General features: G+C 67.0%; 11 protein-coding genes and 5 pseudogenes. 9 read left to right on the top strand and 7 right to left on the bottom strand.

Features of this window, described 5'->3' with window-relative positions; all coding sequences use genetic code 11:
- Positions 1-66 precede the first annotated feature (66 nt).
- The 8 genes and pseudogenes from NI18_RS27835 to NI18_RS05790 all read left to right on the top strand — a co-directional run bounded on the left by NI18_RS27835 (position 67) and on the right by NI18_RS05790 (position 11434).
- Positions 67-885 (top strand): Nramp family divalent metal transporter, encoded by an 819-nt coding sequence (locus NI18_RS27835; RefSeq protein WP_347574805.1) that lies wholly within the window; start codon positions 67-69, stop codon positions 883-885.
- Positions 879-1373 (top strand): divalent metal cation transporter, encoded by a 495-nt coding sequence (locus NI18_RS27830; protein ID WP_347574806.1) that lies wholly within the window; start codon positions 879-881, stop codon positions 1371-1373. Before NI18_RS27835 ends, NI18_RS27830 begins: the two co-directional genes overlap by 7 nt.
- Positions 1374-1503: 130 nt before the next feature.
- On the top strand, positions 1504-3930 hold the full coding sequence (locus NI18_RS05815; RefSeq protein ID WP_198526946.1) for a glycogen/starch/alpha-glucan phosphorylase: 2427 nt from the start codon (positions 1504-1506) through the stop codon (positions 3928-3930).
- Entirely contained in the window at positions 3927-6089 is a 2163-nt protein-coding gene (glgB, locus tag NI18_RS05810; protein WP_037528711.1) for a 1,4-alpha-glucan branching protein GlgB, read from the top strand. The genes NI18_RS05815 and glgB overlap by 4 nt, the downstream gene beginning before the upstream one ends.
- A 59-nt stretch (positions 6090-6148) precedes the next feature.
- Positions 6149-7410 (top strand): annotated as a pseudogene (gene glgC, locus NI18_RS05805) (glucose-1-phosphate adenylyltransferase).
- 43 nt (positions 7411-7453) lie between these two features.
- Positions 7454-8897 (top strand): annotated as a pseudogene (gene glgA / locus NI18_RS05800) (glycogen synthase GlgA).
- A complete protein-coding gene (locus NI18_RS05795) occupies positions 8894-10513 on the top strand; it encodes an alpha-D-glucose phosphate-specific phosphoglucomutase (RefSeq protein ID WP_037528709.1) in 1620 nt (539 codons plus the stop codon). Before glgA ends, NI18_RS05795 begins: the two are co-directional and overlap by 4 nt.
- Positions 10514-10579: 66 nt before the next feature.
- Positions 10580-11434, top strand: a pseudogene (locus NI18_RS05790) (CoA ester lyase).
- A 7-nt stretch (positions 11435-11441) separates the two neighbouring features.
- On the opposite strand, the gene NI18_RS05785 reads toward NI18_RS05790, so the two are convergent.
- The 4 genes from NI18_RS05785 to NI18_RS05770 are packed head-to-tail and all read right to left on the bottom strand — an operon-like array spanning position 11442 to position 15008.
- Positions 11442-12041, bottom strand: coding sequence for an ABC-type transport auxiliary lipoprotein family protein (locus tag NI18_RS05785; protein WP_037528715.1), 600 nt, complete (start codon positions 12039-12041; stop codon positions 11442-11444).
- On the bottom strand, positions 12041-13003 hold the full coding sequence (locus NI18_RS05780) for an MlaD family protein (RefSeq protein ID WP_031396265.1): 963 nt from the start codon (positions 13001-13003) through the stop codon (positions 12041-12043). The genes NI18_RS05785 and NI18_RS05780 overlap by 1 nt, the downstream gene beginning before the upstream one ends.
- Positions 13003-13899, bottom strand: a complete 897-nt coding sequence (locus NI18_RS05775; RefSeq protein WP_031396264.1) for an ABC transporter ATP-binding protein — start codon at positions 13897-13899, stop codon at positions 13003-13005. Before NI18_RS05775 ends, NI18_RS05780 begins: the two co-directional genes overlap by 1 nt.
- Positions 13899-15008 (bottom strand): ABC transporter permease, encoded by a 1110-nt coding sequence (locus NI18_RS05770; RefSeq protein ID WP_037528707.1) that lies wholly within the window; start codon positions 15006-15008, stop codon positions 13899-13901. The genes NI18_RS05775 and NI18_RS05770 overlap by 1 nt, the downstream gene beginning before the upstream one ends.
- A 62-nt stretch (positions 15009-15070) precedes the next feature.
- Between NI18_RS05770 and NI18_RS05765 the strand changes: the two genes are divergently transcribed.
- Positions 15071-15751 (top strand): HAD-IB family hydrolase, encoded by a 681-nt coding sequence (locus tag NI18_RS05765; protein ID WP_031440557.1) that lies wholly within the window; start codon positions 15071-15073, stop codon positions 15749-15751.
- Between the two features lie 9 nt (positions 15752-15760).
- Here the strand turns inward: NI18_RS05765 and NI18_RS05760 are convergent.
- From NI18_RS05760 to NI18_RS05750, 3 genes and pseudogenes are all read right to left on the bottom strand, one after another.
- Positions 15761-16968, bottom strand: a pseudogene (locus tag NI18_RS05760) (DUF445 domain-containing protein).
- A gap of 117 nt (positions 16969-17085) precedes the next feature.
- Positions 17086-20241, bottom strand: a pseudogene (locus tag NI18_RS05755) (efflux RND transporter permease subunit).
- 6 nt (positions 20242-20247) lie between these two features.
- A partial coding sequence (locus NI18_RS05750) for an efflux RND transporter periplasmic adaptor subunit (protein ID WP_037528705.1) occupies positions 20248-20868 on the bottom strand: 621 nt, incomplete at its 5' end.

Raw genomic sequence — 20868 nt, 5'->3', positions numbered from 1 at the left:
CGCCCGATATCCGCCTGCCACCCGAACTGCTTGTCCCCTCCGCTCCCATCCGGCAAAGCACCCGCGATGCCGCCGCCCAGCTCCGCCCTCGCCCATTCGCTGTCCGACAGCTATCGCACCGTCGCGATCCCCGAAGGCGCGCCGTTCTGGCGGCGGCTGTTCGCGTTCGTCGGGCCGGGCTATCTCGTCGCGGTCGGCTATATGGATCCAGGCAACTGGGCGACCGACATCGCCGGCGGCTCGGCGTTTGGCTACACCCTCCTGTCGGTCGTATTGCTGTCCAACCTGATGGCGATGGTCCTCCAGGCCTTGTCCGCACGGCTCGGCATCGTCGCCGGGCTCGACCTCGCCCAGGCCTGCCGCGCGCATTATTCGAAGCGCGTTTCGGTCGTGCTCTGGTTCCTGTGCGAGATCGCGATCATCGCCTGCGATCTGGCCGAAGTGCTCGGCACCGCGATCGCGCTCAAACTGCTGTTCGGGCTGCCGCTGGTCTGGGGTGTCGTGCTGACAGCGCTCGACGTGTTCCTGATCCTCGCGCTGCAACGCTTCGGCTTCCGCAAGCTCGAGGCGTTCATCGTCGCGCTGCTGGTGATCATAGCCGGCTGCTTCATCTTCGAGCTGTTCCTTGCACGGCCCGACATGGCAGGCGTCCTCGGCGGGCTGGTGCCGACGACCGAGATCGTCACCAATCCGGCGATGCTCTACATCGCGATCGGCATCCTCGGCGCGACGGTGATGCCGCACAACCTCTATCTCCACTCGTCGATCGTCCAGACGCGCGCGTTCGCGGCGACCGAGGCGGGCAAGCGCGACGCGGTGACGATGGCGACGATCGACGGCACGATCGCGCTCGGCCTCGCCTTCTTCATCACGCCGCGATCCTGATCCTCGCGGCTGCGACCTTCCACGTCGCCGGGCGCACCGACGTCGCCGATATCGACCAGGCGCATGCGCTGCTCGCGCCGATGCTCGGCATGGGGGCTGCGAGCGTCGTGTTCGCAGTCGCGCTGCTCGCCTCGGGCCAGAATTCGACGGTGACGGGCACGCTCGCCGGCCAGATCGTGATGGAGGGCTTCCTCGACCTGCGCATGCCCGTTTGGTTACGCCGGCTGGTGACGCGGCTGCTCGCGATTATCCCCGCGGTGTTCGTGGTCGGCGCCGCGGGCGATGCGGGCGCGACCCGGCTGCTGGTGCTGAGCCAGGTCGTGCTGAGCCTGCAGCTCCCCTTTGCGGTCGTGCCGCTCGTCAAGTTCACCGGGGACGCGCGAATCATGGGATCCCTGGTCAGCCCGGTCTGGCTGAAAACGCTCGCCTGGGTCATCGCCGCGGTCATTATCGGCCTCAACGCGACGCTGCTGATCGGCATGCTCTGAGATAAACTGACATGGATCAGGGGATGTACGGCTAACTGGCCGATCGCGTCCCGCGACCTCGCAAGTCCGCGTGACAAAGGTGTCCGCGCGGCTAGGATCACCGGTGACGACAACGAGATCCGGAATTCGCGTGACCGCAAACCCCGCCCTGCAGCGCTCCGTCCAGACGCTGGCCGATTCGATCCTCGACACGCTCGTCCACCGGATCGGCAAGGATGCGCAGGCCGCGCTTCCGCAAGACTGGCTCGCGGCAACGATCCTCACCGTGCGCAACGACATCGTCGAACGCTGGATGGCGTCGACCAAGGCGGCGCATGCGGCGGGTGCCAAGCGGGTCTATTATCTCAGCCTCGAATTCCTGATCGGCCGGCTCTTGCGCGATGCGGTGACGAACCTGCAACGCAGCGGCGAGGTATCGCGGGCGCTCGCGCTGCACGGCGTCGACCTTGCCGCGCTCGAGGAGATCGAGCCCGACGCGGCACTCGGCAATGGCGGGCTCGGGCGGCTGGCGGCGTGCTTCATGGAAAGCATGGCGAGCCTCGCGCTGCCCGCTTACGGCTATGGCATCCGCTATGTGAACGGCATGTTCCGCCAGCGGATCGACGATGGCTGGCAGGTCGAGATGCCCGAAAGCTGGCTCGCGCACGGCAATCCCTGGGAGTTCGAACGCCGCGAGAGCGCCTATTTCATCGGCTTCGGCGGCGAGGTGATCGCGACCGACAGCGGCCAGGTTCACTGGAGTCCCGCCGAGGCGGTCGAGGCGATGGCGGTCGACACCCCCGTCGTCGGCTGGCGCGGCGAACACGTCAACACGCTGCGGCTGTGGACCGCGCGCGCGTTCGATCCGATCAAGCTCGACCGGTTCAACGCGGGCGACTTTTCCGGTGCGCTCGCGGACCAGCTCCGCGCCGAGACACTCACGCGCGTGCTCTATCCCAACGACTCGACCGCCGCGGGGCAGGAGCTGCGGCTGCGGCAGGAGTATTTCTTCTCGTCCGCTTCGATCCAGGACATCGTCCGTCGCCACATCCAGTATTTCGGCGACATCCGCACGCTGCCCGACAAGGCTGCGATTCAGCTGAACGACACGCACCCGGCGGTGTCGGTCGCCGAGCTGATGCGGCTGCTGATCGACCATCACGAATTTGCGTTCGACGAGGCGTGGAAGATCACGCGCGCGACCTTCGGCTACACCAACCACACGCTGCTGCCCGAGGCGCTGGAGAGCTGGCCGCTGCCGCTGTTCGAGCGCCTGCTGCCGCGCCACATGCAGATCGTCTACGCGATCAACGCAAGGCTGCTGCGCGAGGCACGCGGGGTCACAGGGATAGACGACCGCGCGATCGCCGCGATCAGCCTGATCGACGAGGGTGGCGAGCGGCGCGTGCGAATGGCCAATCTCGCCTTTGCCGGATCGCACAGCGTCAACGGCGTCGCGGCGCTGCATACGCAGCTGATGAAGAAGACGGTCTTCGCGGATCTTCACCGCCTCTATCCGACACGGATCAACAACAAGACCAACGGGATCACCCCACGCCGCTGGCTTCAACAGTGCAACCCGGGCCTCACCACGCTGATCCGCGACGCGATCGGCGACGGCTTCCTCGATGATGCCGAACGGCTGATCGATCTCGATGTTTTTGCCGACGATCCCGCGTTCAGGGAGCGGTTTTGGGCGGTGAAGCGTTCGAACAAGGTGGCACTGGCAAATCATATCAAGGACAGCTTGGGGCTGCGCATAGACCCCGACGCGCTGTTCGACGTGCAGATCAAGCGCATTCACGAATACAAGCGTCAGCTGCTCAACATCATCGAGACGGTCGCGCTGTACGACCAGATCCGCAGCCATCCCGAACGCGACTGGACGCCCCGCGTGAAGCTGTTCGCGGGTAAGGCGGCATCGAGCTATCACAATGCGAAACTCGTCATCAAACTGGCGAACGACGTCGCGCGGCGGATCAATTCTGATCCGTCGGTGGGCGGACTGCTCAAGGTCGCGTTCCTGCCCAACTATAATGTGTCGCTCGCGGAGCAGATCATCCCCGCCGCCGATCTCAGCGAACAGATCTCGACCGCGGGTCTCGAGGCGTCGGGCACCGGCAACATGAAGTTCGCAATGAACGGCGCGCTGACGATCGGCACGCTCGACGGCGCGAATATCGAGATCAAGGACCGGGTCGGCGACGACAACATCTTCATCTTCGGGATGACCGCGGACGAGGTCGAAGCGAAGCGCGCATCGGGCTATGATCCGCGCAGCGTGATCGACGGGTCGAACGAGCTCTGCCAGGCGGTCTCGGCGATCGCCTCGGGCGTGTTCTCGCCCGATGATCGTCAGCGCTACGCTGGGCTGATGGGCGGGCTGTACGAGGGCGACTGGTTCATGCTCGCCGCTGATTTCGACAGCTATGCCACCGCGCAGCGCAGCGTCGACACGCGCTGGAACGATCGCGACGCGTGGGTCGCCTCGACCGTGCGCAACGTCGCGCGCGTGGGCTGGTTCTCGTCGGACCGGACGATCCGTGAATATGCCCGCGATATCTGGACGGTAATGTGAAGCCACCCGAAGGCGCCATCGTTGCCCTGCTGGAGGGGCGTCACCACGATCCCTTCTCGCTGCTCGGCGTGCATGCCGGCCCCGGCGGCACGTTCGCGCGCGCGTGGCTGCCGGGTGCGACGACCGCTGAGGCGCATGCGCTCGACGGCAAGACGCTCGGCACGCTCCCCCGGATCGACGATCGCGGCCTGTTCGAAGGGCCGATCGACGGCGATCCGCAGCCGGTGAAATATCACGCCGAGGGCGGCGGCACGGACTGGTGGGTGACCGACCCGTACAGCTTCGGCCCGGTGCTCGGCCCGATCGACGACCTGCTGATGGCGGAGGGCAATCACCACCGCCTCCATGACAAGTTGGGCGCGCACCTGATCGAGCACGAAGGCGCGCCGGGCGTGCATTTCGCGCTCTGGGCCCCCAATGCGCAGCGCGTCTCGGTGGTCGGCGACTTCAACGACTGGGATGGCCGCCGCCACGCGATGCGCAGGCGCGGCGACGTCGGCGTCTGGGAGATCTTCATCCCCGACATCGCCGAATATCGCGCCTATAAATACGAGATCGTCGGTCCCGATGGCCGGCTCCAGCCGCTGAAGGCCGATCCCTTCGCCTTTGCCAGCGAACTGCGTCCCGCGACCGCGTCGATCACCCGCACGCTCGCGCACGAATGGGCGGATACGAGCCACCGCAAACACTGGGCCTCGGTCGATCCGCGCCGCGTGCCGATCAGCATCTACGAGGTGCATGCCGGATCGTGGGACCGCGATGCCGAGGGCTGGTTCCTGACCTGGGATGCGCTCGCCGACCGGCTGATCCCGTATGTGGTCGAGATGGGCTTCACGCACATCGAGTTCATGCCGATCAGCGAACACCCCTATGATCCCAGCTGGGGCTATCAGACCACGGGGCTCTATGCGCCGTCCGCGCGGTTCGGCGATGTCGAGGGGTTCGCGCGGTTCGTCGACGGTGCGCATCTGGCGGGGATCGGCGTGCTGCTCGACTGGGTGCCTGCGCACTTCCCGACCGACGCGTTCGGGCTCGCGCATTTCGACGGTACCGCGCTCTACGAACATGAAGACCCGCGGCTCGGCTTCCACCCCGACTGGAACACCGCGATCTACAATTTCGGGCGGCGCGAGGTGTCGTCCTTCCTCGTCAACAACGCGCTGTTCTGGGCCGAGCGCTATCATATCGACGGGCTTCGCGTGGATGCGGTCGCGTCGATGCTGTACCGCGATTATTCGCGCGAGGCGGGCGAATGGATCCCCAACGACACCGGCGGGCGCGAGAACTGGGAAGCGGTCGCGTTCCTGCGCGACATGAACCGCGCGGTGTACGGGCAGCATCCCGGCACCTTCACGATCGCCGAAGAATCGACCTCCTGGCCGGGCGTCTCCGCTCCCGTCGGCGACGACGGCAAGAGCGGTGGCCTGGGCTTCGGGTTCAAGTGGAACATGGGCTTCATGCACGACACCCTCCAGTACATGGCGCGTGATCCGCTGCACCGGAAGCATCATCACGGCGAGATCAATTTCGGCCTGGTCTATGCGTTCAGCGAGAATTTCGTCCTGCCGCTCAGCCATGACGAGGTCGTCCACGGCAAGGGCTCGCTGCTGACCAAGATGCCCGGCGACGACTGGCAGCAATTCGCCAATCTGCGCGCCTATTACGCGTTCATGTGGGGCTATCCGGGCAAGAAGCTGCTCTTCATGGGGCAGGAGTTTGCGCAGCGCCGCGAATGGTCCGAAGGCCGCGCGCTCGACTGGTGCCTGCGCAACAGCCGCAGCCATGAGGGCATCCGCAGCCTCGTCCGCGACCTCAACATAGTCTATCGCGACAAGCCCGCGCTCCATGCGCGCGATTGCGAGGCCGAGGGTTTCGAATGGCTGATCGCCGACGACGCCGCCAATTCGGTCTTCGCCTGGCTGCGCAAGGCACCTGGCGCGAAGCCCGTCGCCGTCATCGCCAACATGACGCCGATCGCACGCGCGCCCTACCGCATCCCCCTGCCACTCGACGGTCGCTGGTGCGAGATCATCAACAGCGACGCGCATGAATATTGGGGCAGCGGGCTCGGCAATCTCGGCGGCGTGGTCGCGGAGGACGGCGCGGCGTGGGTCACCTTGCCCCCGCTCGCGACGATCATGCTCGAGTTTGAGGGCTGAGACGGAACAAGCCGCGGGTAACGGGGCGTTATACGGCGGACGATTAGGGAGAGACGGACATGGTTGAACGGCGGGGACAGCCACTGGCGCGCGACGCAATGGCGTATGTGCTGGCCGGTGGTCGCGGCAGTCGGTTGATGGAACTGACCGATACCCGCGCAAAACCCGCGGTGTATTTCGGCGGCAAGGCGCGGATCATCGATTTCGCGCTGTCGAATGCGATCAACTCGGGCATTCGCCGGATCGGCGTCGCGACTCAGTACAAGGCGCATTCGCTGATCCGCCATCTTCAGAGCGGCTGGAACTTCCTGCGCTCCGAACGCAATGAGAGCTTCGACATCCTGCCCGCGTCGCAGCGGATCAGCGAGTTCCAATGGTATGAGGGCACCGCCGACGCGGTCTACCAGAATATCGACATCATCGAGAGCCACGCGCCCGAATACATGGTCATCCTGGCCGGCGATCACATCTACAAGATGGATTACGAGCTGATCCTGCAACAGCATTGCGAGACCGGTGCGGACGTCACGATCGCCTGCCTCGAAGTGCCGCGGATGGAGGCGGTCGGCTTCGGCGTGATGGCGGTCGACGAGCATGACAATGTCACCGCGTTCGTCGAGAAGCCGGCCGATCCGCCCGCGATCCCGGGCAACCCGGACATCGCGCTGGCGTCGATGGGGATCTACGTCTTCCACACCAAACTGCTGTTCGACGAACTGCGCCGCGATGCGGAGACGCCGGGATCCGCACGCGATTTCGGCAAGGACATCATCCCCTACCTCGTCAAGCACGGCAAGGCGGTCGCACATCGCTTCTCCGACAGCTGCGTCCGCTCGGGCAGCGAGGTCGAGGCCTATTGGCGCGACGTCGCACGGTCGACGCCTATTGGGAGGCCAATATCGACCTCACCGACGTGGTGCCCAAGCTCGACCTCTACGACCGCAGCTGGCCGCTCTGGACCTATTCGGAGGTCACCCCGCCCGCCAAGTTCGTCCATGCCGATGACGGACGCCGCGGCGAAGCGGTGTCGAGCCTGGTTTCGGGCGACTGCATCATCTCGGGCTCGTCGATCCACCGCAGCCTGATCTTCACGGGCACGCGCGCGCACAGCTATTCGATGCTCGACCAGGCGGTGATCCTGCCACATTGCGAGATCGGCCGTGGTGCGCGCCTGTCGAAAGTCGTGGTCGATCGCGGCGTCGTCATCCCCGACGGCCTCGTCGTCGGCGAGGATGCCGAACTCGACGCGCAGCGTTTCCGCCGCACCGACAGCGGCGTGGTGCTCGTAACCAAATCCATGATCGACCGGCTGATCGCGTGAGGGTGTATACGACGCTTTCTCGATCAGGACAGGGGCCCGGCTGATGCGTGTTCTCTCGGTAGCGTCAGAAGCCTATCCGTTGATCAAGACCGGTGGCCTTGCGGATGTCGTCGGCGCGCTGCCGGCGGCGCTCGCGCATCACGGCGTCGCGATGACGACCTTCCTTCCCGGCTATCCCGCGCTCGCTGCGGTCATGCGGACGGCAAAGGTCATCCACAGCTACACCGACCTGCTCGGCGTCGAGGCGCGGATCCTCGCGGCGAGCATCGGCGACCATCCGCGGCTGATCCTCGACGCCCCCGGCCTGTTTGCGCGCGGCGGCGGTCCGTATGGCGACACGACCGGCGCCGACTGGGTCGACAACTGGCTGCGCTTTGCAGCGTTCAGCCGGGCCGCCGCCGATCTCGCCTCGGGCGTTGTCGACGGCCAGCAGTTCGACATCCTCCACGCGCATGACTGGCAGGCGGCGATGGCGCCTGCCTATCTGCGCTACGCCCCCGGTCCGGGCGCGCCGGCGAAGACGATCGTCACGATCCACAATATCGCGTTCCAGGGCCGCTATGGCGCAGAAATCTTCGCCGACCTCGCGCTGCCCGATGCGGCATTCGCGCTCGACGGGATCGAATATTATGGCGGCGTCGGTTTCCTGAAGGCCGGGCTCGAGGCTGCCGATGCGATCACCACGGTCAGCCCGACCTATGCCGCGAGATCCGTCGCGGCGAATTCGGCATGGGGCTCGAAGGCTGATCAACGTTCGTGCCGATCGGCTGACGGGGATCGTCAACGGCATCGATCCCGCGGTCTGGAACCCCGCCACCGATGCCGCGCTGCCGTCGCGCTACACCGCGCGCACGCTCACCCGCCGCCGCGTCAACAAGCGTGCGGTCGAGACGCTGTACGGCCTCGACACCGGCGACGGCCCGATCTTCACCGTCATCAGCCGGCTCACCTGGCAAAAGGGCATGGACGTCCTCGTCGCGGCGATCGACGAGCTGGTGGCGCTCGGCGGCCGGCTCGCACTGCTCGGGTCGGGCGATAGCGCGCTCGAACACGCCTTTCTCGCCGCCGCCGAGCGGCATCCGGGCCGGGTCGGCGTTCGCATCGGCTATGACGAGCCGGTCTCTCATCTGCTTCAGGCGGGTGCCGATGCGATCCTGATCCCGTCGCGCTTCGAACCCTGCGGCCTGACTCAGCTCTACGGGCTGGCCTATGGCTGCATCCCCGTCGTCGCGCGCACCGGCGGGCTGGCCGACACGGTGATCGACGCGAACGAGGCGGCGGTCGCCGCGGGCGTCGCCACCGGTATCCAGCATGACGGCATCACGCCCGAAGCGCTCAGCCATGCGCTGCGCCGAACGATCGCGCTCTATGCACGCCCCGATCGCTGGGCCATGTTGCAGCGCAATGCGATGCGCGCGGACTTCTCGTGGGACGAGAGTGGCCGGCGTTATGCGACCCTGTATTCGAGCCTCGTGGAGCCTACATGATCCGTACCGTTACAAGCACGCCCTATACCGATCAGAAGCCGGGCACATCGGGTCTGCGCAAGAAGGTGAAGGTCTTCCAGCAGGCCAATTATGCCGAGAACTTCGTCCAGTCGGTGTTCGACGTGGTCGAGGACAAGGCCGGCGCGACGCTGGTGATCGGCGGCGACGGCCGGTTCCTCAACCGAGAGGTGATCCAGGTCGCGATCCGCATGGCCGCGGCGAATGGCTTTGGTCGCGTGATCGTCGGCCGTGGCGGCATCCTGTCGACGCCTGCCGCCAGCCACATGATTCGCAAGCGTGGCGCGATCGGCGGGCTGGTCCTGTCCGCCAGCCACAATCCTGGCGGTCCCGACGAGGATTTCGGGATCAAGTACAACATCGCCAATGGCGGTCCCGCGCCCGAATCGATCACCGACGCGATCAACGCGCGCACGCTCGAGATCGACCGCTGGCTGACCGTCGACGCGGCCGACATCGATCTCGACCAGGACGGTGAGGTCATGGTCGGCGACATGCCGGTCGAGGTGGTCGATCCGGTCGAGGACTATGCCGCGCTGATGGAGACGCTGTTCGACTTCGACGCGATCCGCGCCGCCAGGCTGACGATGGCGTTCGACGCGATGAGCGCGGTCACCGGGCCCTATGCGACAGAGATCCTCGAACGCCGCTTGGGCTTTGCCGCGGGCACGGTGCGCAACGGCACCCCACTGCCCGATTTCGGCGGGCATCATCCCGACCCCAATCTCGTCCACGCGCATGAGCTGTACGAGACGATGATGGCGCCCGACGCCCCCGATTTCGGTGCGGCATCGGATGGCGATGGCGACCGCAATCTGATCATCGGCCGCCACCGCTTCGTGACCCCGTCGGACAGCCTCGCGATGCTGGCGGCAAACGCGCACCTCGCCCCGGGTTATGCCGGTGGCCTCAAGGGGATCGCCCGCTCGATGCCGACCAGCGCGGCCGCCGACCGCGTCGCACAGGCGCTCGGCATCCCCGCGTACGAGACGCCGACCGGCTGGAAGTTCTTCGGCAATCTGCTCGATGCGGGCATGGCGACGATCTGCGGTGAGGAAAGCGCCGGGACCGGCTCCGATCACGTCCGTGAGAAGGACGGGCTCTGGGCAGTGCTCCTGTGGCTCAACATCCTCGCGGTCCGCGGCGAAAGCGTCGACGCGATCGCCCGCGATCACTGGGCGAAGTTCGGCCGCAACTATTACGCGCGCCACGATTACGAGGGCATCGAGACCCCGCGCGCCGACGCGTTGATGGCCGCGTTGCGCGCCAGCCTCGCCACCCTGCCCGGCAAGCAGTTCGGCGACCTCACCGTCGAGACCGCGGACGAGTTCGCCTATACCGACCCGACCGACGGCTCGATCAGCCGCAACCAGGGCGTCCGCATTCTCTTCACCGGCGGCAGCCGCGTCGTGTTCCGCCTGTCCGGCACCGGCACCACCGGCGCGACGCTGCGCGTCTATCTCGAACGCTATGAGCCCGTCGGCGGTGATCTCGACCGCGAAACCGGCAACATGCTGGCGAGCATCGTCGCGGCGGCCGAATCGATCGCGGGGATCGCGCAGCACACCGGCCGCAGCGCGCCCGACGTCGTCACCTGAGCGCGTCGCCCCGCGGCAGGCGGGCCGGGGTTCAAACCCCGGCCATAGTCTTCTAGGCTGGCCGTCATGATCCTTCGCCGTCGCCGCAGCGCGCTCTACATGCCCGCCTCCAACCCCCGCGCCATCGCCAAGGCCCGCAGTCTGGCCTGCGACGTCGTGATCCTCGACCTCGAAGATGCGGTGGCGCCCGACGAGAAGGCGGCGGCGCGCGACCGTGTCGTTGCCGAGGTCGGCACGGGGGGGGGTCGGTACGCGCGAGCTGGTGGTGCGGATCAACGCGCTCGATACCCCATGGGGCGCCGACGACATCGCCGCCTTGCGCGGTCTCGGCGTCGATGCGGTGCTCGTGCCCAAGATCTCCGGCGCGTCGATCTTGCCGCCGTCCGCGCCGCACTGGGTACCGACGGGCCACCAATCTGGGCGATGATCGAGACCTGTGGCGGCGTGCTCGAACTCCCAGGGATTGCTCGTGCGGCCGCGGGATCGCGGCTCACCGCGCTGATTGCCGGCACCAACGACCTCGCCAAGGAGCTGCGCTGCCGCCCGGGCGTCGATCGAACGCCACTCATTCCCGCGCTGATGGCTATCGTGACGGCCGCACGCGCAGCCGGGCTGGTGGCGCTGGACGGCGTCTGCAACGCGCTCGACGATCCGGCGCGCCTCGCTGCGGAAGCCGAACAGGGCGCTAGTCTCGGCTATGACGGCAAGACGCTGATCCATCCGGCGCAGATCGCGGCGGCGAATACCGCGTTCGGCCCTACCCCCGACCAGCTCGAATGGGCACGGACGGTGGTCGCAGCGTTCGCGGACGGCGCCACTGCGGACAAGGGCGCGATCCGGCTAGACGGTCAGATGGTCGAACGACTCCACCTCGCCGGAGCCCAGGCGATGCTCGCGCAGGCGGATCAGCCCGCGGGCTGACCCTGGGTCAGCGCGGGCGGCCGACCCAGTCCGCGACCTGCTGTGCGACGCTGTTAGCCGCGGTGTTGATCCCCGCCGCCGCGGACGGCGCATCGATCGCCGCGACCGGGACGCGCGCCTCGAAGCGACGCTTCTCGACCGACTGCATCCCCGCCCGCGTCAGCGCGGCGTCGAACGTCACGACCGCCTCGCGCGTCGTCGCGTCGAGCCCGAAATTGCGCAGTTCCCCGCCCAGCATTGCACTCGGATCACCGACCGCCTGGACCGTCGACAGCACGACCATCCCGGTGCGCGCGGCGACCGTATCGGACATCAGTCGCGCGAACAGCCGTGCGGGCGGCTCGGCCCATTGCGCGTCCTTCACATAGGCGATCGACGTCGCGGTCGCCTGCACCGGCACGCGCGCCGTCGCCAGCGCCTGCGGCACCGTCGGCACCCGCAACGTGATCGACTTCGACGTCGCCGAGTTCTGGTTCTGCCCGACCGCGACCGCGGACTGCGTCGTTAGCGTCAGCAGGGTCGGCGGCGGTGCGGCGCCAAAGCTGATGCAGGCGCTGAGCGGCAGCGCCGCGAGGAGGATGAACAGCGGTGTCTTCATGGCGGTCATCACTTACCCTTATAGTCCGGAAGCTTCTGCTGCCCGACGAGCGAGCCTGCCCCCTGCTGGTCGACACGTTCGGCAACCGACGACAGCGCTGCGGCGGTGGTACGCAGATCGTGGACGAGGCGGTTGGCTTCGGGAATGGTGGTCTTCGAGAAGGCCTGCAGCCCGGGCCGCGCGTCGCCGATCGCCGCGTTCAGCGTTTCGGCGCTGGTCTGGGCCGACTGGATCGCCTTGTTCAGATTGGCCATCGCCGGTTTCACGTCTTCGGAGAGCACCCCGTTGGTGGTCTGCGCGAGCACGCCGAACTGCTGTGCGGCATCGCCCGCCTGCTGGATCGCGACCCGCGTCTGCGCCAGCGTCGCGGCGATTTCCGGCCCGCGATCGGCCAGCGCATCGGTCAGGCGATTGGTGTTCTCGAGAATCCCGGCGATCGACGCCTGGTTGCGATCGGTCAGCAGCCCGGTCAGCCGCTCGGTCAGCGTCGACAGACGCTCGAGCAGCTGCGGCGCCGAATTGAGGATCGCGCCAAGGCCACCCTGCTTGGTCGGGATGACCGGCACGCCGTACGGGCATGGCTGGCCATTCGAATCGGGGCAGCCGACCGCGGGCGCACCCTTGCGCGCGCCATCGAGCGACACCTGGCTGACGCCGGTGAACCCGACGCCCGAGATCGACGCGGTCGTGCCCTGCAGCACCGGCGTCTCTTCGTTCACGCTGATGCGGACGCGAACGAACTGCGGGTCGTTCTTCCACAGCGAGATCGACTTCACCTGACCCGACGGCACACCTGAAAAGGTCACTGCGGAGCCGCGCGCCAGACCATCGACCGACTGGCGGAAGAAGATGTCATATTCCTTCTCTTCCGTGCCACCGAGACGCGCGATCCACACGGTGAAAAGCGCGAGCATCGCGAGCAGGATCAGCACGACGGCGCCGACAAGGACATGGTTCGAACGGGTTTCCATCAGAGCGTCCTTGCTTCTTTCTCGGCATATGTCGCGTCGGCGTCGTCCGGCGCGGACTGCTTGGACTGGACTTCGGTCGGGTGGGCATCGGCAACCGCGTCGGCGCTGCGATGCGCCTCCTTGGTCGCCACCGCGGCGCGGCCGCGCGGTCCCTTGAAATATTCCTCGATCCACGGATGGTCGAGCGCGAGCAGTTCGTCGATCGTGCCGACCGCGATCACCTTCTTGTCGGCGAGCACCGCGACACGGTCGCAGATCGCGTAAAGCGTATCGAGGTCGTGCGTGATCAGGAAGACGGTCAGGCCCAGCGTCTTCTGCAACGACTGCGTCAGCGAATCGAACGCCGCCGCGCCGATCGGGTCGAGCCCGGCGGTCGGTTCGTCAAGGAACAGCAGTTCGGGGTCAAGCGCGAGCGCGCGCGCGAGCCCGGCGCGCTTCTTCATGCCGCCCGACAATTCGGCGGGAAACTTGTTCGCGGCATCGGCCGGCAGCCCGGTCATCACGACCTTGTACGCGGCGATCTCGGCGAGTAGCGCGGGCGGCAGGTCGGGATAGAATTCGCGCAGCGGCACTTCGACATTTTCGGCGACGGTCAGCGTCGAGAACAGCGCACCGCCCTGGAACAGCACGCCCCAGCGCTTGCGGATCTCGGTCGCCTCGGTTTCCTCGCGGCCGATATTCGATTCTCCGAACACCGTGATCGCGCCCTCGGCGGGCGTCTGGAGGCCGATGATCGAGCGCATCAGCACCGACTTGCCGGTCCCCGAACCGCCGACCACGCCGAGGATCTCGCCACGCCGGACGTCGAGATCGAGACCGTCATGCACGACCGAATCGCCGAACTCGTTCCTCAGCCCCTTTACGGAGATGATGCTGTCGTCAGTCTTGCGGGCCATCAGTCCCAGCCGATCCAGGTGAAGAATACCGCGAAGAACGCGTCGAGCACGATGACGAGGAAGATGCCCTGCACCACCGCCGAGGTCGTGCGCAGCCCGACCTGTTCGGCGTCGGCCTCGACCTGCATGCCCTGGAAACAACCCGCGACCGCGATGATCGCGCCGAAGACCGGGGCCTTGATCAGCGCGATGTACAGATCGGTGATCGGCACGACTTCGCGGATCCGCGCGATGAAGGTGACGGGCGGGATGCCGAGCTGGATCCAGCACAGCAGCCCACCGCCGATGATCGCGATCAGCGACGCGTAGAAGGCGAGCAGCGGCATCATCACGATCGCCGCCAGCACGCGCGGCAGGACCAGCGCCTCCATCGGCGACACCCCGATCGTCCGCATCGCGTCGATCTCTTCGGTCAGCTTCATCGTGCCGAGCTGCGCGGCAAAGGCGGAGCCCGACCGGCCCGCGACCATGATCGCGGTCATCAGCACGCCGAGTTCGCGCAGCGTCAGCCGCCCGACCAGATTGATCGTGAACACCTCTGCGCCGAACTGGCGGAGCTGGACCGCGCCCTGCTGCGCGATGACGACGCCGATCAGGAAGCTCATCAGTCCGACGATGCCGAGTGCGGCGATGCCGACGACCTCGAACCGCTGGACGACCGCGTTGAAGCGGAAGCGCTTGGGGTGGCGAATGACGCTGCCGAAGGCGATCGTCGTCGCGCCCAGAAAGGCGAGCAGGCCGAGCATCGTCCGGCCGGTCAGCACGGCCGCGTCGCCGATCTCGCCCAGCACGCGCTTTACCGAACCGACCGGCTTGCCGCGTGCCGCCAGCGGCTGGTCGGAGGCGACGACCTGATCGAACAAATTCTGGCCGTCGGCATCGAGCCCGTCGATCGTCGCATCGTTGCGTGCGGCAAAGCGGTGGACGATCCAGGCGCCGATCGTGTCGATCCGGTCAACCTGGCTCAGATCGACCCGTTTGATCGACGCGGCATCGACCGCCTCGAGCCGATCGGGAAGATTTCCGATGTTGGCGAGCGACAGATCGCCGGTGAAGCGAAGCGTACCCGTGTCGGCACCGTCCTGCTGAAAATCGGCCATCGCGCTCATCGGCGGCACCTTTGCGGCAAACGGACTGGATCGGCAAGACGAATGCTGTGTAAGCCGGCCCAATGACCCAGCTTCTCGCCATCTACGACATGGACAAGACGATCACGCACGCGCCGACCTGGACGCCGTTCCTGATCCACACCACGCGGACCGGCGGCGCGCCGTGGCGACTCGCGCTGGTGCCGGTCGCGGCGCTCGCGGCGGCGGGATATCTCGCAAAGCTGATGAGCCGGGGCCGCCTGAAGCACATCATGCAGCGGATGATGCTCGGCAAGACGCTGACCCCGGCGCAGGAGCGTCGCGCCGCCGAGGCGTTTGCCGACCGCGTGATGCGCGACGGGGTCTTCGCCGCCGCGCTCCGCCAGATCGAGGCGGATCGCGCGGCGGGATACAGGCTGGTGATGGCGACCGCCTCCTACCGCTTCTACGTCGAGTCGATCGCCGAGCGGCTCGGCTTCGATGCGGTGATCGGTACCGAGAGCCTGCGCGACGCGAACGGCCATCTGCTCGCCGGTATCGACGGCGAGAATTGCTACGGCCCCGCCAAGCTCGCGATGATCGAGCGCTGGATGGCGCGCGAGGGGATCGCGCGGCACGATGCGCATGTCCGCTTCTATTCGGACCATGTCTCCGATGCGCCGACCTTTGCCTGGGCCGACGAGCCATTCGCGGTCAACGCGCACGGTCCGCTCCGCCTGCTGGCAAAGGCAAAGGGCTGGCCGATGCCCGACTGGGAGCGATAACCGGGGCGACTAGAGGATCCGGTCGACCGTGTGGATCACCAGGCCGACGAGCCCGCCCACGATCGTGCCATTGACGCGGATGTATTGCAGGTCGCGACCGACCGCATTCTCCAGCCGGCTGGTGATCGTATCGGCATCCCAGCCGCGCACCGTCTCCGACACGAGCCGGACGATCCCGTCGCCATAATCCGCCGCGATGCCGACGACCGCGCGGCGGACGAACCGGTTGATCGTATGCGACAGCCGCGGATCGTGGAGCAGCGTCTCGCCGAGCTGGCGCAGCACGTCGCCCAGCTTGCCCGCCATCGCGCGCTCGGGATCGCGCGCGATCGCCAGCAGCGCGCCGCGCGCCTGCTCCCACAGACCGTCGAGCCAGCGCTGCATCGCGGGGTTGTCGAGCAGGTCGTTCTTCATCGCCTCGACCCGCTCGCGCATGCGGCGGTCATATTGCAGGTCCCAGGCCAGCCGGTCGAGCGCCTCCTCTGCCTTTAGCCGCAACGGGTGCTGGGGATCCTCCGCCATCTCGGCGAGCAGGCGGTCGAACCCGTTGATCAGCTTGTCCGCGACCGTGGTGTCGAGCCCCGTCCAGCGCAGGATCGAACCCGACTTCTCATGCACCATTGCGCGGACGAGATGGTCGTTCGCGGCGAGCGTGACCGATGCCCAGCGGATTGCCGCCTCGAGCAGCGGGGCATGACGACGTTCGGCGATCGCGCCTTGAGCAGCTGGCCGAGGATCGGCGATATCTCGGTCTGGCGCAGCCTTGCGCGGATGCCGGCCTTCACCATGCCGCCGAGCCGCGCGGGGTCGAGGCCTTCGAGAATCTGCGCGACCAGCTTCGACGCGCCCGACCGGAACCGTCCCCCTGCCCCTTCGGGCGGATCGGTCAGCCAGTGTACGATCGCGCCCGCGACGTCGAGCCGCCGCATCCGGCGCGAGATGACCGAAGGCAGCAGGAAATTGTCGCGCAGGAATATCGCCAGCGTATCGCCGATCCGGTCCTTGTTCCGCGGGATGATCGCGGTGTGCGGGATCGGCAGCCCGAGCGGATGGCGGAACAGCGCGGTGACCGCAAACCAGTCCGCCAGTCCGCCGACCATCGCCGCCTCGGCAAAGGCCCGGACGAAGCCGATCGCGGGGTGCCGGTCGACCAGCGCGCGGCTGACCAGGAACACGACCGCCATCAGCACCAACAACCCGGTCGCGACGATCCGCATGCGAATGAGAGCCGGGTTGGTCGCTTCCTTGGCCAGGCGCACGCGGGAATTCGATGTCATGCCCGAAACAATCCCCGAGCGCAGGGATAGTTCACCCGTGAGGTGTCACGCCGGCGATCATTCCGCCGGCTGTGTCCCGCCATCGCCATCGCGAAAGCCGATCTTGGGCGATGCCGGCCCGAGCGCCGGCGCGTTGGGGCCGGCGATCCCGACCACTTCCGCGCCGTCGTCGCCGGGCCGGAAGGTGAGCAGGCGACGACCCAATCGTGGCCCTGCCCAGCGCTCGATCCCGACCGCGATGCTGAACGTCGCCGGCACGATCAGCAGCGTCAGCACGGTCGACATCACCAGACCGCCGATCACGGTGATGCCCATCGGCGCGCGGAACGATCCGTCGCCGCCGATCGACAACGCGGTCGGCACCATGCCCGCGACCATCGCGACCGTGGTCATGACGATCGGCTGCGCGCGCTTGTGCCCGGCATCGACGATCGCAGTCCAGATATCGACGCCCTTGCCCATCTCCTCGAGCGCAAAGTCGATCAGCAGGATCGAGTTCTTCGCGACGATCCCGAGCAGCATCAGCAGCCCGATATAGACCGGCATCGAGATCGGATGACCCGTCACCCACAAGGCGAGCAGCCCGCCGAGCGGCGCGAGGATCAGCGAGCCCATGTTGACGAACGGCGGCAACAGACGGCGATAGAGCAGCACGAGCACCGCGAAGACGAGCAGCACGCCCGCCACCACCGCGACGATGAAGTTGCTGATCATCTCGGCCTGCCACTTGGCCTGGCCAAGGACGAGTTCGCTCACCCCCGATCGGCAGCGCGTTCATCGTCGGCAGCGCATGGATCTGCTTCTGCGCATCGCCGCTGATCACGCCGGGCGCGAGATCCGCTCCGATCGACAGCTGGCGCTGCTGGTTGACGCGGTCGATCTTGGTCGGCCCCGAGCCCAGCCCGATATCGGCGACGAGGCTGAGCGGCACCGATCCGCCCGTCGCGGTGGCGACCGGCAGGTTCTGGATCGTCGCGAGGCTCGTCCGCGCATTCTGGTCAAGCGCGACGCGGATCGGGATCTGGCGATCGCTGAGCGAGAAGCGTGCGCTGTTCTGGTCGATATCGCCCAGCGTCGCGATGCGGATCGCACTCGACAGGCCCTGCGTCGTCACGCCGAGATTGGCGGCGAGGTCGAGCCGCGGGCGGATGACGATTTCAGGCCGCTGCAGATTGCCAGCGACGCGCGGTGCGACGAGCGAGGGCAGTTTCGCCATCTCGGTCACGATCTTCTGCGCGGTCGCGTCGAGCTTGACCGGGTCGTCGCCGCCCAGCGTGATCGTCACGTCGCGATTGCTGCCGCCCCAGCCGAACTGCGACCGGAACGACACACGCGCATCGGGGATCGCCGCGAGCTGCGGCGCGAGGCTCCGCTCGAACGCGGTGCTCTTCATCGAGCGATCGTCCTTGAGCGTCGCCGTGACCCGGCCATTGCCGACCGCGGTGCGCGCATAGACCGATGCGACATCGGGTTGCGCCTGGAGGATGCTCGCGACCCGGGTCACGACCGCCTGGGTCTGCGCCAGCGTCGTGCCGGGGACCATGTCGATCGTCGCGGTGCTGGTATCGCTGTCGCGCGGCGGCTGGAAGGTCGAGGGCAGGACGAAGAACATCGCGATCGTGATCGCGGTCGCGGCCGCACCGGCGACGACCGGCAGCCAGCGGTGCCGCAGCGTGAAGCGCAGCGACGCCATGTACCAGTCCATCAGCTTGCCCTCGCCGTGGCTGGCGGTGCCGTGGGCCTTCAGGAAATAGGCCGCGATCATCGGCGTGATCAGACGCGCGACCGCGAGGCTCATCAGCACCGAGGCGACCACGGTCAGACCGAAATTCTTGAAGAACTGGCCCGAGATACCCGGCATCAGCCCGACCGGCAGGAAGACCGCGACGATCGACATCGTCGTCGCCAGCACTGCCAGCCCGATCTCGTCGGCGGCGTCGATCGACGCCTGATAGGCGGATTTGCCCATCCGCATGTGCCGGACGATGTTCTCGATCTCGACGATCGCGTCATCGACCAGCACGCCCGCGACGAGGCTGAGTGCGAGCAGCGTCATCTGGTTCAGCGTGAAGCCGAGCAGGTCCATGAACCAGAAGGCGGGAATCGCCGACAGCGGAATCGCGAGTGCGGAAATGATCGTCGCGCGCCAGTCGCGCAGGAACAGGAACACCACGATCACCGCGAGCACCGCGCCCTCGATCATCGCGTCGATCGCGCTGTGATATTGCTCCTCGGTATATTTCACGCTGTTCGAGCGCAGCACGAAATGCACCGCCGGGTTGCGCTTCTCCAGCGCCTCGAGCTTCTTCACCGCATCGTTGAACACGGTGACGTCGGACGCGCCCTTGGCGCGCTGGAAGTCGAAGCTGATGACCTGGCGACCGTTGATCGCCGCCGCCGTCCGCTGCTCGGCATAGAGATCGCGGACCTGCGCGATGTCCGCCAGCCGCACGGTCCGCCCGCCGACCGAGATCTGCGTCTGGCCAAGGTCATAAGCGTTCTTGGCATTTCCGAGCACACGGACCGACTGTTCGGATCCGGCGATCTCCGCGCGGCCGCCCGCCGCGTTCAGATTGACCTGACGCAACTGCGCGTTGACCTGGCTCGCGGTCAGCCCCTGGCTCTGCAGCTTGACGGGATCGAGGATCACGCGAATCTCGCGGCTCACCCCGCCATTGCGGTTGACCGCGGCAAGCCCCGATACCGACAGCAGCTCCTTCGCCACGGTATTGTCGATGTACCAGCTGAGCTGTTCGACCGTCATGTCGCTGGCGATCGCGGAATAGCTCGCGATATCCTCGTCGGTGGTGTTGGCGCGGAACACCTGCGGCTCGAGGATCCCCTCGGGCAGGTCGCCGCGGATCTGCGCGATCGCGTCGCGAACGCGTTGACCGCGCGGTCGATCGGCGTGCCGATATTGAGCTGGATGACCGTCTGCGACGTGCCTTCGGTGACCGTCGAGCTGATCTGGTCGATGCCCTGCAGCGTCCGCACCGCCGCCTCGACCCGCTGCGTGACCTGGGTTTCCAGTTCGGTGGGCGCCGCGCCCGGCTGGCTGATGACGACGATCGCGATCGGGAAGTCGATATCCGGATCGTTGTTCACGTCCATCCGCATGAAGCTGACGATTCCCGCCAGCGTCAGTGCGAGGAACAGCACGATTGGCGGTACCGGGTTGCGGATCGCCCAAGCCGAGATGTTGCGGAAACCCATGGTGCGTCAGCCCCGTTTGATACTGGTGGGTGTCGTCGTCGCGCTGGTCGTCGCCTTGGTCACGGGCTTGACCTTCTGCCCCGGTGCGAGGAACCCGCCGGCCGACTGGACGACGCGTTCGTTGCCCTGCAGCCCGCCTGCGATCGTCACCGCACTGTCGGAAACCTGACCGATCTTCACGTCGCGGCGCACCACCTTGTCGTCGGGACCGACAACATACACGAAACTGCCCTTGTCGTCGCTCTGCAACGCCGAGTCGGGAAGCTGCGGTGCGACCGTCGCGCCACCGACGATCGACGCCGCGGCGAACCCGCCCGGGCGCAGCGCGGGATCATAGGCGAGCGCGATTCGCGCGACGCCCTGGCGCGTCTGCGGGTCGATCACCGGCGACACCTGCCAGACCTCGCCCTTATACCCCTTGGCCGAACCGACCGGCGTCACCGTCGCCCGCGCGCCGACCGGAAGGCCGAGCAGATCGCTTTCGGCCAGCGCCGCGCGCATTTCCATCTGTCCGCCCATCGCCATGCGGAACAGCACGCCGGTTCCCGAGCTGACGATCTGCCCGGGCTCGACGCCGCGGGTCAGCACGAGGCCGGCGGCCGGTGCACGGATGTCGAGTCGCAGTTG

Origin of the sequence: Sphingomonas sp. Ant20, assembly GCF_000783375.1 — a bacterium.
Taxonomy (GTDB): Bacteria; Pseudomonadota; Alphaproteobacteria; order Sphingomonadales; family Sphingomonadaceae; genus Sphingomonas; species Sphingomonas aerolata.
This window is presented reverse-complemented; position numbering and strand designations above follow the sequence as displayed.